This window comes from Teichococcus aerofrigidensis, assembly GCF_054073225.1.
In genome coordinates, this window is the sequence record NZ_JBSXMU010000103.1 from 1 (window position 1) to 11,931 (window position 11,931).

Annotated in this window: 12 protein-coding genes; 5 read left to right on the forward strand and 7 right to left on the reverse strand. The window is 73.0% G+C overall.

The window, feature by feature from the left end; genetic code table 11:
* The 5 genes from ACVMLK_RS16770 to aat all read left to right on the forward strand — a co-directional run.
* On the forward strand, positions 1-283 hold a 283-nt coding region (locus tag ACVMLK_RS16770), incomplete at its 5' end, for an acetyl-CoA carboxylase biotin carboxyl carrier protein (protein WP_457487046.1).
* A 5-nt stretch (positions 284-288) separates the two neighbouring features.
* Complete coding sequence (gene accC / locus ACVMLK_RS16775) at positions 289-1,632, forward strand: acetyl-CoA carboxylase biotin carboxylase subunit (protein WP_198365252.1); 1,344 nt, start codon at positions 289-291, stop codon at positions 1,630-1,632.
* A 214-nt stretch (positions 1,633-1,846) separates the two neighbouring features.
* Complete coding sequence (mprF, locus tag ACVMLK_RS16780) at positions 1,847-4,495, forward strand: bifunctional lysylphosphatidylglycerol flippase/synthetase MprF (protein WP_422922535.1); 2,649 nt, start codon at positions 1,847-1,849, stop codon at positions 4,493-4,495.
* A gap of 13 nt (positions 4,496-4,508) precedes the next feature.
* A complete protein-coding gene (locus ACVMLK_RS16785; RefSeq protein WP_457487047.1) occupies positions 4,509-5,237 on the forward strand; it encodes an AcvB/VirJ family lysyl-phosphatidylglycerol hydrolase in 729 nt (242 codons plus the stop codon).
* 44 nt (positions 5,238-5,281) lie between these two features.
* Positions 5,282-5,941 (forward strand): leucyl/phenylalanyl-tRNA--protein transferase, encoded by a 660-nt coding sequence (aat, locus tag ACVMLK_RS16790; protein ID WP_457487048.1) that lies wholly within the window; start codon positions 5,282-5,284, stop codon positions 5,939-5,941.
* A 24-nt stretch (positions 5,942-5,965) separates the two neighbouring features.
* On the opposite strand, the gene ACVMLK_RS16795 is transcribed toward aat, so the two are convergent.
* The 7 genes from ACVMLK_RS16795 to ACVMLK_RS16825 all read right to left on the reverse strand — a co-directional run bounded on the left by ACVMLK_RS16795 (position 5,966) and on the right by ACVMLK_RS16825 (position 11,643).
* The gene (locus tag ACVMLK_RS16795) at positions 5,966-7,393 is read right to left on the reverse strand and encodes an alpha,alpha-trehalose-phosphate synthase (UDP-forming) (protein WP_422922537.1); all 1,428 of its coding nucleotides are present in this window, start codon (positions 7,391-7,393) and stop codon (positions 5,966-5,968) included.
* Complete coding sequence (locus ACVMLK_RS16800) at positions 7,381-9,177, reverse strand: glycoside hydrolase family 15 protein (protein ID WP_198365257.1); 1,797 nt, start codon at positions 9,175-9,177, stop codon at positions 7,381-7,383. Before ACVMLK_RS16800 ends, ACVMLK_RS16795 begins: the two co-directional genes overlap by 13 nt.
* The gene (gene otsB / locus ACVMLK_RS16805) at positions 9,174-9,983 is read right to left on the reverse strand and encodes a trehalose-phosphatase (protein WP_457487049.1); all 810 of its coding nucleotides are present in this window, start codon (positions 9,981-9,983) and stop codon (positions 9,174-9,176) included. Before otsB ends, ACVMLK_RS16800 begins: the two co-directional genes overlap by 4 nt.
* A gap of 122 nt (positions 9,984-10,105) precedes the next feature.
* The gene (locus tag ACVMLK_RS16810; protein ID WP_422922538.1) at positions 10,106-10,498 is read right to left on the reverse strand and encodes a DUF2155 domain-containing protein; all 393 of its coding nucleotides are present in this window, start codon (positions 10,496-10,498) and stop codon (positions 10,106-10,108) included.
* Positions 10,498-10,734 (reverse strand): hypothetical protein, encoded by a 237-nt coding sequence (locus tag ACVMLK_RS16815; protein WP_198365259.1) that lies wholly within the window; start codon positions 10,732-10,734, stop codon positions 10,498-10,500. Before ACVMLK_RS16815 ends, ACVMLK_RS16810 begins: the two co-directional genes overlap by 1 nt.
* The gene (mlaD, locus tag ACVMLK_RS16820) at positions 10,731-11,294 is read right to left on the reverse strand and encodes an outer membrane lipid asymmetry maintenance protein MlaD (protein ID WP_457487050.1); all 564 of its coding nucleotides are present in this window, start codon (positions 11,292-11,294) and stop codon (positions 10,731-10,733) included. Before mlaD ends, ACVMLK_RS16815 begins: the two co-directional genes overlap by 4 nt.
* Positions 11,287-11,643, reverse strand: a complete 357-nt coding sequence (locus ACVMLK_RS16825) for an NADH:ubiquinone oxidoreductase subunit NDUFA12 (RefSeq protein WP_198365260.1) — start codon at positions 11,641-11,643, stop codon at positions 11,287-11,289. Before ACVMLK_RS16825 ends, mlaD begins: the two co-directional genes overlap by 8 nt.
* Positions 11,644-11,931 lie beyond the last annotated feature (288 nt).

Genomic DNA, 11,931 nt, shown 5'->3' on the forward strand with positions numbered 1-11,931 from the left:
GGCCGCCACCGGGCCCGCCGCCGGGCCCGCCGCCGTCAGCGCCGCGACGCCCGGCGCCGTGACCTCGCCGATGGTCGGCGTCGCCTATCTGGCGCCGGAGCCGGGGGCGGCGCCCTTCATCTCCCCGGGCGCCCAGGTCGCGGCGGGGCAGACGCTGCTGCTGATCGAGGCGATGAAGACCTTCAACCAGATCAAGGCGCCGAAGGCCGGCACGGTCACGCGCATCCTGGTCGAGAGCGGCACGCCGGTCGAATACGGCGAGCCGCTGGTGGTGATCGAGTAGGCCCCATGTTCAGGAAGGTGCTGATCGCCAATCGCGGCGAGATCGCGCTGCGCGTCCATCGCGCCTGCCAGGAGATGGGCATCCGCACCGTGGCGGTGCATTCCACCGCCGACGCCACCGCCATGCATGTGCGGCTGGCCGATGAGAGCGTCTGCATCGGCCCGCCCGCCGCGCGCGACAGCTATCTCAACGTCGCCGCCATCCTCTCCGCCGCCTCGATCACCGGGGCGGAGGCGATCCATCCGGGCTATGGCTTCCTCTCCGAGAATGCCGGCTTCGCCGAGATGGTGGAGGCGCACGGCTTCGCCTTCATCGGCCCCTCGCCGGACCATATCCGCATGATGGGCGACAAGATCGCCGCCAAGCAGGCGATGCGCTCGCTCGGCGTGCCGCTGGTGCCGGGATCGGATGGCGAGCTGGCCAGCCTGGAGGAGGCGCGCGAGGTCGCCGAGCGGATCAGGTATCCGGTGCTGATCAAGGCGGCCGCCGGCGGCGGCGGGCGCGGCATGAAGGTCGCCCATTCGGCCGAGGAGCTGGAGGAGGCCTGGCGCGTCGCCCGCACCGAGGCCAAGGCCGCCTTCGGCAACGACGCGGTCTACATGGAGAAGTACCTCGACCGGCCGCGGCATATCGAGCTGCAGGTGCTGGCCGACGCGCATGGCCATGTGGTGCATTTCGGCGAGCGGGACTGCTCGCTGCAGCGCCGCCACCAGAAGCTCGTGGAGGAGGCCGGCTCCCCCGCCCTGACCGCCGCCGAGCGCGACGCGCTGGGCGCGCAGGTGACGGCCGGCCTGGCCAAGCTCGGCTACCGCAATGCCGGCACGCTGGAGTTCCTCTGGCAGGACGGGCAGTTCGCCTTCATCGAGATGAACACCCGACTGCAGGTCGAGCACCCCGTCACCGAGATGGTCTGCGGCATCGACCTGGTGAAGGAGCAGCTGCGCGTCGCCGCCGGCGAGGCGCTGGGCTATGGCCAGTCCGACATCACCTTCAGCGGCCATGCCATCGAATGCCGCATCACCGCCGAGGACCCCGAGAGCTTCGCGCCCAGCCCGGGCCGGGTGAACACCTATCACGCGCCGGGCGGGCTCGGGGTGCGGGTCGATAGCGCGCTCTATTCCGGCTATTCCGTGCCGCCGCACTACGACAGCCTGGTGGCCAAGCTGGTGGTGCACGGCAAGACCCGCGCCGAGGCCATCGCCCGCATGCGCCGGGCGCTGGGGGAGATGGTGGTGGACGGCATCCGCACCACCCTGCCGCTGCACCAGCGCATCATGGCCGATCCGGAATTCCAGTCGGGCGACTACACCATCCACTGGCTCGAGCGTTTCGTCGGCCTGAAGACCTGAGCGCCGTTCCGGCCCGCCCCAGGACGGCCCCCGGGACGGCCCCCGGGACCGCCCCCGGGACGGCCACAGGGTCGCCATCCTTTCGCGCTCCTGTCTCCCGCGCGCCTTTTCTGCGCGCGGCCGGGCAGCCGACAGGCCGTCCCGCCGTTTGCCTCTGCGGCCCTCCTTCTCCACCGCCTGGCCGGTGGGGGAGGCGCGTTGATCGGGAAGAGTGATGAACGGGTTCACGGCCGCCCCTCCGGCGGCGAGCGAAAGCGGGACGGAGGGCGGCGACGGCCTCGACGCCGGCACGCGGCGGGCACGGCGCTGGGCCCTGCTGCGGCCCTGGCTGGTGCTGGCCGGATCGGTGGCGATGGCCGGGCTCGGCCTGCTGGCGCTGCACGCGCTGTCGCGGGAGCTCGACTACAACGCCATCACCGCCGCCCTGGCGGCGCAGCGGCCGGCGGTGCTGCTGGCGGCGGTGGCCGCCACGGCGCTGAGCTATGCCGCCATGACCGGCTACGACATCTCGGCGCTGCGCCATGTCGCGCCGGGGCGGGTGCCGCCGCGCATCGCCGCCCTGGCCGCCTTCTGCGGCTTCGCCCTGAGCAACACGGTCGGCGTCGGCACCTTCACCGGCGGCGCGGTGCGCTGGCGGATCTATGCCGCGGCGGGGCTGGAGCCGCCGCGCATCACCCGCGCCATCCTGTTCGTCACGGCGAGCTTCGTCCTCGGGCTCTTCGCGGTGGCCGGCCTCGGCCTGCTGCTGGAGGCCGACCGCATGGCCGAATGGTTCGGCCTGCCGGCGCCCCTGCTGCGGGGCCTGGCGCTGGTGGGGCTGCTGGCCCTGGCCGGGGCGGCGGTGGCGGGGCGGATCTGGCGCGGGCGGCGTCTCGGGCGCTTCGTGCTGCGTGCCCCGCCACTGCGGCTGGTTGCCTTCCAGGGCCTGGTCTCGCTGGTCGATATCGGCGCCGCCGCCGCCGTGCTCTGGCTGCTGCTGCCGCCGGGGGCGGTCGACCTGCCGGCCTTCATGGCGCTCTACGCGGTGGCGATCGCCATCGGCGCCGCCAGCCACCTGCCGGGCGGCATCGGCGTCTTCGAGGCGGTGGTGCTGCTGGCCTTCCGCAACACCGCGGTGCCGCTGGATCAGGTGGCGGCCGCGCTGGTTCTCTACCGCGCCATCTACTTCGCCCTGCCGCTGGCCCTCGCCCTGCTGCTGCTGGCCGGCTTCGAGGCCAGCCGGCGGGCGCATCTGCTGGCCGGCGGCACGCGGGCGGTGCGCGCCGCCACCCGGCTGATGCCGCGCTTCCTGGGCGCCACCGCCTTCGCCGCCGGCGCGGCGCTGCTGCTGGGGGGCGTCACGCCGCCGCTGGGCGACTCGCCGGGTCTGCTGGCGCCCGCCCTGCCGCTGCCGGTCTTCGAACTGTCGCATCTGCTGGCCAGCGTCGGCGGGCTGGCGCTGATCTTCGTGGCGCACGGGCTGGTGCACCGGCTCGACGGCGCCTGGTGGCTGGCCCTCGCCCTGGCGGGCGGCGGGCTGCTGCTCTCGCTGGCCCGCGGCGGCGGCATGGTGGAGATCGGCCTCCTGGTGCTCCTGGGCCTCGCCCTGCTGGTCTCGCGCCAGCGCTTCGACCGCCGCGCCCGCCTGCTGGCGCCGAGCCTGACGCCCGGCTGGTGGCTGGCGGTGGCGGCGGTGGTGGCGGCGGCGGCCTGGCTGCTCTTCTTCGCGCACCGCGATGTCGACTACTCGCGCCAGCTCTGGTGGCAGTTCGAGCTGGATGCCAGCACGCCGCGCGGCATGCGCGCCACGCTCGGCAGCGTGCTGGCGCTGTTCGCCGCCGGCCTCTGGGCGCTGCTGCGCCCGGCCCGCAGCGCCATCCACCCGCCGACGCCGGAGGAGATGGCGCGCGCCGTCGCCATCGTCGAGGCGCAGGACCGGGCGGATGCCAATCTCGTCCGCATGGGCGACAAGGGGCTGCTGTTCTCCGAGGCGGGGGATGCCTTCATCATGTACGGCCGGCGTGGCCGCTCCTGGGTGGCGCTGTTCGATCCGGTGGGGCCGAAGCAGCGGGGGCTGGACCTGGTCTGGCGCTTCGTCGAGATGGCCGACGCGCAGCGCGGCCGCGCCGCCTTCTACCAGGTGCGGCCGGAGAACCTGCCGCTCTACATCGACGCCGGGCTGCAGCCGCTGAAGCTGGGCGAGGCGGCGCGGGTGCGGCTCGCCGCCTTCGACCTGAAGGGCCGCGCCCGGCAGTCGCTGCGCAGCGCGCTGAACCGGGCGGAGCGCGAGGGGCTGCGCTTCGAGGTGGTGGAGGCGGCCGGCGTGCCGCCGCTGCTGCCCGAGCTGGCGGAGGTCTCCCGCCTCTGGCTCGATCAGCACAAGGCGCGCGAGAAGGCCTTCTCGCTCGGCGCCTTCGATCCGGCCTATGTCGCCGCCCAGGGGGTCGCGCTGGTGCGCGGGCCGGAGGGCCGGCTGATCGCCTTCGCCACCCTGCTGGAGACGCCGGGTCCGCGCCACGAGATGTCGATCGACCTGATGCGCCACCGCCCGGACGTGCCGCCCGGCACCATGGACTTCCTCTTCCTGCGACTGATCCTGCGCGCGCGGGAGCAGGGCTATGCTTGGTTCGACCTCGGCATGGCGCCGCTCTCAGGTCTGGCGGCGCACCGGCTGGCGCCGGTCTGGTACCGGCTGGGCGGGCTGGTCTTCCGCCGTGGCGAGCGCTTCTACAACTTCCGCGGCCTGAGGGCCTTCAAGGAAAAGTTCGAGCCGGAATGGGAGCCGCGCTACCTTTGCACGCCGGGCGGGCTGGACCCCTGGGTGGTGCTGGCGGATGTCGCGGCGCTGCAATCGGGCGGGCTGCGGGGAGTGATCGGCAAATGAGCCGGGGAAGCGAATGAGCCTGGGAAGCACGGGGCGGCGGGGACTGATCCTGGGTGGCGCGGCGGCGGCCCTGGCGCCGCTGCCGGCGCGCCCCGCCCTGGCGCAGCGCGACACCTCGAAATGGCTGATCGAGCTGCCGGCCCGGCCGATGCGGGGGGAGACCTTCGCCATCATCCTCTCGGGCGACGGCGGCTGGCGCGACCTCGACCGCACCGCCGGCCGCTACCTGCGCGACGCCGGCGTCCCGGTGCTCGGCTTCGACTGCCTGAACTGGTTCTGGACCCCGCGTTCGCCGGTGGAGGTGGCGGCCGAGCTGGACCGTGTCATCGCCCTCTATGCCGAGGCATGGAAGGCGCCGAAGGTGGCGCTGATCGGCTATTCCTTCGGCGCCGACGTGCTGCCCTTCGCCTGGAACCGCATGACGGAGGCGAGCCGCGCGAGGACGGTGCTGATCTCGCTCCTCGCCCTCGGCAAGAGCGCCGCCTTCGAGATCCGGCTGGGCGATTTCATCGGCCTCTCGCGGCCGGGGGAGCTGCCGACGGCGCCCGAGCTGCCCGGCCTGCCGCCCGCCCTGGTGCAGTGCACCTACGGCGCGGAGGAGGAGGAGGACACCGCCTGCAAGGCCTTCCAGGGCACGCCGGCACAGATCATCCGCACCAGCGGCGGCCATCATTTCGACGAGGATTACAAGGCCCTGGCGCGACGCATCCTGGCGCGGCTGCCCGGCCGCGAGGGCGGCTGAGCGATGTCTGGCGCGGCCCTCCTCTCCGCGCCATGATACGCGCCATGTCCCGCCGTCCGGTGGAAATCACGACAGAGCTGCTGCTCCGCGCCTATCGCGCCGGGCTTTTCCCCATGGCGGAGTCGCGCGCCGGCGACCGGCTCTACTGGCTGGACCCTGAGTTGCGGGGCATCCTGCCGTTGCACCGCTTCCACCTGCCGCGCCGGCTGCGCCGCACCGCCCTCAACGGGCCCTATACCGTCACCGCCGACACCGCCTTCCCCGCGGTGATCGCCGCCTGCGCCGCACCGGCGCCGGGGCGCGAGGACAGCTGGATCAACCCGGAGATCGAGCGGCTGTTCAACGCCCTGCACGCCAGCGGGGAGGGGCATTCGGTGGAGGTCTGGCAGAAGGGCGCGCTGGTCGGCGGGCTCTATGGCGTGGCGCTCGGCGGCGCCTTCTTCGGCGAGAGCATGTTCAGCCGGGCGCGGGACGCCTCCAAGGTGGCGCTGGTGCATCTGGTGGCGCGGCTGCGGCTCTGCGGCTTCACCCTGCTCGACACGCAGTTCACCACCGGCCATCTGACGCAGTTCGGCACGATCGAGATCCCCCGCGCCGACTACAAGGCGCGGCTGGCCGAGGCGCTGGTCCGGCCGGACGCCTGGCGGCCCGATCCGCCCGGCGTGGCGGAGGAGATCCGCCGGATGGGCGAGGCCCCGGCCTGACGGCGCCTCGCCCCGGTTCTCCCCTCAGTTCCGCGTCGGCGCCGGGCTGAAGGTTTCCGCTTCCGGCAGGGACAGCTCCTCCAGCTCGGCCAGGAAGCTCTCGGCCCAGCTGGTGGCGGTCTGCTCCTCCAGCCCGCGCATCATGCTCTCCCAGCGCTCCTTCCTCTCGGCCAGCGGCATCCGCAGCGCCTGGTCGAGCTTCTCCGCGATCGCCTCGGCGTCCAGCGGATTGACCAGCAGGGCCGTCTCCATGGTCTCGGCCGCGCCGGCGAAGCTCGACAGGACCAGCACGCCCGGATCCTCCGGATCCTGCGCCGCGACATACTCCTTGGCCACCAGGTTCATGCCGTCCCGCAGCGGCGTCACCAGCCCCACGCGCGCGGCGCGGTAGAAGCCCGCCAGCGTCTCGCGCGCCACGGCGCGGGCGACATAGCGCACCGGGGTCCAGTCGAACTCGGCATAGTCGCCGTTGATGCGGCCGGCCAGGGTATCCAGCTCGCGGCGCAGGTTGCGGTAGGTGGCCACCTCGTTGCGGCTGCGCGCCGCGACCTGCAGGTAGGTGACCTTGTTCAGGTGCTCGGGGTAGTTGGCCAGCAGCGCCGCGAAGCCGCGCATGCGGTGCGGCAGGCCCTTGGTATAGTCGAGCCGCTCGGCGCCGACGATCAGCGCCCGCCCGCCCATGCTGGCGGCGAGGCGCTGGGTGTCCGGCCCGAAGGCCGCCTTGCGCGCCAGGGTGGCGAAGCCGCGCGTGTCGATGCCGATGGGATGGGCGGAGAGCCGGGCGCGGCGTGGCGTCCCGTGCAGCTCGCCCCGCACGCTGCCGGTCGCGTCGGGGGTCAGGCCCAGCCCCTCCTGGAAGCAGTTGATCAGCCCGCCGAGGTCGCGCCGGGTCTGCACGCCGACGAGGTCATAGGCCAGCAGATCGCGCAGCAGCCGCTCGGCGTCCGGCAGGGCCGAGAGCACGGCGAAGGGTGGGAAGGGGATGTGCAGGAAGAAGCCGATGCGCTGGCGGGCGCCGAGCGCGCGCAACTCGGCCGCCATCGGGATCAGCTGGTAGTCGTGGATCCAGATGGTGTCGTCGGGGTGCAGCAGGGGCAGCAGCGCCTGGGCGAAGTCGCGGTTCACCTTGCGGTAGGATTCCGCTTCCTGGCGGTTGTACTCCATCAGGCCGAGCCGGAAGTGGAAGAGCGGCCAGAGGGTGTTGTTGGAATAGCCGGCGTAGAAGCCCTTATGGTCGGCTTCCGTGAGGTCGATGGTCGCGTAGTCGATGCCGGCCGAGCGAACGCGGCGCGGCTCCAGCCCGGCATCCTTGCGGGTCTCGCCGCTCCAGCCGAACCAGAGCCCGCCGCTCGCCTTCAGCATGTCCTTGAGCGCGACGGCGAGGCCGCCCGCCGCCGGTTCGCCGCGGCGCGGCACCGCGACGCGGTTGGAGACGACGACTAGCCGCCCCACAGACCGTGCTCCCACGAACGGCTCAGACGCATCGCCGAGAGGATCAGGCCAACATGGGAATAGGTCTGCGGAAAGTTTCCCCAGAGCCGGTTCCGCCTCGGATCGAGGTCTTCCGCCAACAGCCCCAGGTGATTCCGGCACGACAGGATCCTCCCAAACATGGCGCGCGCCTCCTCCATCCGTCCGGCGGCGGCGAGGGCGTCGACGTACCAGAAGGAACAAACGAGGAAGGCCGTTTCGGGTTTCCCGAAATCATCGGCCATGTCGTAGCGGTGGAGCAGCCCGTCATGCACCAGCCGCCGCCCGATCAGGTCGAGCGTGCCCAGGAAGCGCGGGTCGGTCGCCGGCAGGAAGCCGATCTCGGGCAGCAGCAGCAGGGCAGCGTCCATGCCGTCGCCCTCGAAGCTCTCGACGAAGCTGCCGAGCTCCGGGCGCCAGGCCTTCTCGCAGATCACCGCATGCAGCTCGCGCGCCGACTTCGCCCAGCGCTCCGCCCGGTCCGGCAGGCCGAGATAGCGGGCGATGCCGGCCAGTCGGGCCATGCCGGCCCAGCACATGGCGGCGGAGAAGGTGTGGATGCGCTCCCGGCCGCGATATTCCCAGATGCCCGCATCCGGCGTCAGCGCCCGTGCCTCGGCCTGCTCGCCCAGCCGCTCCAGCAGGCGGAACAGCGGCTCGCCGGCCGGGCGCGGCAGCCGCTGGTCGAAGAACATCTGCGCCGCCGCCATGATGACGGAGCCGTAGACGTCGTTCTGCACCTGCTCCGCCGCCTGGTTGCCGACGCGCACCGGCCCCATGCCGAGGAAGCCCGGAAGCTGCTCCTCGATCCGTTCCGGCATGGGCAGGGAGGGCACCAGCGGGTAGCAGGGCCGCAACACGCCGCCCTGCGAGATCGCCACCACGTTGGTGACGTAGCGGATGTACTCCTCCATGGTCCGCGTGGTGCCGAGGCGGTTCAGCGCCTGCACGGTGAAGAGCGCGTCGCGCAGCCAGCAGTAGCGGTAGTCCCAGTTGCGCTCCGTGCCCGGCGCCTCGGGGATCGAGGTGGTCAGCGCCGCGACCACGGCGCCGGTCTCCTCGAAGGTGCAGAGCTTGAGGGTGATGGCGGCGCGGATCACCTCCTCCTGCCACTCGAAGGGCAGGTGCAGGCCGCGCGTCCAGTTCAGCCAGTAGGTCTCCGTCTCGCGCAGCATCTCCTGGCCGACCGAATCGACATTGTCGGAGATGGTCGAATCCGGGCCGATCAGCAGCGTCACCGGCTGGTCGAGCAGGAAGGGCGCCTCCTCCGACAGCAGGGCCAGCGGCACGTCGGTCGTCACCCGCAGCACCTGGTCCTCGGTGATGTAGCGGAGGTGGTTGGAGCCGGCGCGGCGGGCGGGCCGGTCGCGGCCCCAGTGCGAGCGCGGCCGGATGCGCAGGCGGATCAGCGGCGCGCCGGAGAGCGGCTCGATGCGCCGCACCAGCATCGCCGGGCGGTAGCTGCGGCCGTGCAGCGGGAAGCGGGGCGCCGCGTCGGTGATCCGCAGCCGGTTGCCCTGCTCGTCCTCCAGCTCGGTCTCCAGGATGGCGGTGTTGCGGCGGTACTGCTGGCGCGAGGGGGTGCCGCCGCCCAGCAGCTCGCAATCCATGAAGCCGTCCTGCGGCTCCTCGCCGCCGAGCAGGGCGCAGAAGATCGGGTCGCCGTCGAAGCGCGGCCAGCACAGCCAGGAGCAGCGGCCCTGCCGGTCGAACAGGCCGGCGATGATGCCGTTCCCGACCGGCGCGAGATCCAGCGGCTGGCTCACGCGGGAAGCTCCGCGGCCAGGCGCCCGAGCCAGGCATGCACCGCCGCCGGTCCGGGGAAGGACAGGGGGATGCGGTATCCGGTGCCGCCGAGGGCGCGGCAGGCCTCGATGCCGTACTCGTCGGTCACGTCATCGCCGACGAAGACCGGGACGCGGCCGGCGAAGGGGGGGTGGCGCATCAGCCAGGTGACGGCGGTGCCCTTGTCGGCGCTCCGCGGGCGCAGCTCGGCGGCGGCATGGGCCGGCAGCACCTGGAAGGCACCGGCCGCCTCGGGTCGCGCCACAAGCTCCTGAAGGAAGCCGGTGGCGGCCTCGCCCAGCGCCGGGGCGGCGCGGAAATGCAGCACGAAGCCGTGCGCCTTCTCCTCCAGCAACAGGCCGGGCCGCGCCGCCGCCCAGGCGGCCGCCTCGGCACGCCAGGCGGGCGGGGGCGAGGGCGGCGGCGGCATCGGCGGGATCGTGGCGCCGGGCCAGCGGGTGGCGAGGGCCGAGGCATCGATGATGGTGCCGTGCTCGGCCGCGAAGGCGATGGGCGGGACCGGGCCGGTGGCGGCAAGGCCCCCGGCGGCGAGCGCCCGCGCCACATCGAGCCCGCGCCCGGTGACGATGGCCACCGCCCCCTCCAGCCCCGCCGAGAGGCGGGCCAGGAGATCCGGCAGGTGCGGCGGCACCACGACGGCGTCCGGACGCGGCGCGATCTCGATCAGCGTGCCGTCGAGATCGAGGAACAGGGCGGCCCGCGGCCCCGGGCTGGGGGGGCAGGGCGTCCCGTCGGAGGGGCTCCCGGAGGGAACGGTCTGCTGCATGCCTGTTCCTATGGCCGCAGTGGCGCCGATGGAAAACCCTCGGCGAGCGCTTTCCGGCTGCGGAACCGCACGGCGCGGTTGGCTTTACCCCGCGGTCACGGGATCGTGTAGCCGCCGCCGGCTCAGCGGCAGGACAGCACCCGGAGGTCGTAGACGGGATGCTCCAGCATGGCGATGCCGGGCGCGTTGGCGAACATCCAGCCCTGGAAGACCGGCGTGCCGCCACTGTCGTTGCGCGTGTCCTCCACCTGCAGCCAGGCGGCGGCGTCGGGCACCTCCTCCGGGGGACGGGCGTTGCAGGCCCGGACGATGACGCGCAGCGTGCCGAAGCTCACCGGCTGGTTCACCGGCGCGTCCACGATGGTGATGCGTGCCGTGACCTTGTCCAGCGCCTGCAGCGAGGCGGTCCGCTTGGGCACCCAGCCGGCATCCTGCTGGGCGACGGCGGGGAGGGGGAGCGCCAGCGGGGCGGCGAGGGCGGCGCCCAGGGCCATGCGCATCAGAACCGCACGCATCAGTCAGGCGCGCCCCCGCCACGGCGCGGGCTGGGCAGGGCATTGACCAGATCCGTCAGGATGCGGCGCATGGCCGCCTCGTCCACGCCCATCAGCACGGCGTCCTCCAGCATCTCGCCGAGCAGGGTGGCCGCCTCGGCATGGTTCTCGGCCAGCACCTTCAGCTTCTCGCGGCAGGCGACCGGCTGGCCGTCGGCGCCGGGCCAGCGCGCCGGCGGGACCGGAGCGCCGCTCATGGCCGGGCCGGCGGCGCCGCAGGGGCCGGGGGATTGGCCGGGGGATTGGCCGGGGCATTCTCCTCCGGGTTCCGCTGGTTGTTCGCGTTCAGCTCGGTGACCGAGAAGATGAAGCGGCCGAGCAGGGATTCCAGGCTCACCGCCGACTGGGTGATCTTGATCTCGCCGCCATCGGCCAGGTTCCTGTCCGAGCCGCCCGGCACCAGCGCCACGTACTTGCCGCCCAGCAGGCCATCCGAGGTGATCTCGGCCGAGCTGTCGTCGGGGACGTGGATGTCGCCCTGGATCTGCATGCGCAGCACGGCCAGGAAGGTCTGCGGGTCGATGCGCTGCTCGACCACGCTGCCGATCTTGACGCCGCCGATGCGGACGTCGGCGCCGGGGGTCAGGCCGTCGATCCGGTCGAAGCGGGCGGTCAGGGTCATGCCGCCGGCCCCCAGGCCGAGGCTGCGCCCGGACTGGCCAAGCGCATAGACCAGGAACAGCGCGGCCACCGCGAGGACGATCGCGCCGGTCAGCACCTCCGCCCAGCTGCGCCGCTGCATGACACGTTCAGCCATGGGGGGTCCAGGCGTCATAGTCGCCGGCCGAGACGGGGCGGCGGCCACCGGCAAAGTCGTGGCCCGAGGGGCGGTAGGCGCGCGGCGTGCCGGTCAGGTTCGGCTGGTGCTCCTGCTGCCACGGGAAGCGCTTCTGCTCCGGCAGGGGCGCGTCGGTCACGTGGTGCAGCCAGCAATGCCACTCGGGCGGCACGGTGGTCGGGTCGGGGGCGCCGGAATAGAGGACGAAGCGGCGCTTGCGGCCGTAGCCCAGCCAGGACTTGCGGCTCTCGTAATAGGCGTTGCCGAAGCGGTCGGTGCCGATCTTGCTGGCGGAGAGGCCAGTGGTCAGCCGCTGCAGGAAGGACATGTCTCGGTCGGTTCCATAGTCTGGCACGGCAGGGGCCGCGCGCGGGGGGGAGGACACGCTTGCCGGGCCTCCTTCGCATAGGACGGGGGCGAGGGGAAGCGGCGCGGTCCGGCGGCGGCATCCCGGCCGCCGGCCACGCCTATAATGCGCGGGGCGGAGCGGATTTGCCACCGGAGCCGACTTTCGTCCGGCGCGGCCACCGCATAGCATGCATGCATGGCACGGATCGCAGGCACATCCTGGGAAGGCATCGCGCTGCGGCGCGTCCGCGCGGCGGCGGACCCGGAC

Bases quoted from the DNA above. Each gene is read 5' to 3' on its own strand.
- accC (WP_198365252.1), top strand. From the start codon at position 289: ATGTTCAGGAAGGTGCTGATCGCCAATCGCGGCGAGATCGCGCTGCGC.
- mprF (WP_422922535.1), top strand. From the start codon at position 1,847: ATGAACGGGTTCACGGCCGCCCCTCCGGCGGCGAGCGAAAGCGGGACG.
- ACVMLK_RS16785 (WP_457487047.1), top strand. From the start codon at position 4,509: ATGAGCCTGGGAAGCACGGGGCGGCGGGGACTGATCCTGGGTGGCGCG.
- aat (WP_457487048.1), top strand. From the start codon at position 5,282: ATGTCCCGCCGTCCGGTGGAAATCACGACAGAGCTGCTGCTCCGCGCC.
- otsB (WP_457487049.1), bottom strand. From the start codon at position 9,983: ATGCAGCAGACCGTTCCCTCCGGGAGCCCCTCCGACGGGACGCCCTGC.
- ACVMLK_RS16810 (WP_422922538.1), bottom strand. From the start codon at position 10,498: ATGCGTGCGGTTCTGATGCGCATGGCCCTGGGCGCCGCCCTCGCCGCC.
- ACVMLK_RS16815 (WP_198365259.1), bottom strand. From the start codon at position 10,734: ATGAGCGGCGCTCCGGTCCCGCCGGCGCGCTGGCCCGGCGCCGACGGC.
- mlaD (WP_457487050.1), bottom strand. From the start codon at position 11,294: ATGGCTGAACGTGTCATGCAGCGGCGCAGCTGGGCGGAGGTGCTGACC.
- ACVMLK_RS16825 (WP_198365260.1), bottom strand. From the start codon at position 11,643: ATGTCCTTCCTGCAGCGGCTGACCACTGGCCTCTCCGCCAGCAAGATC.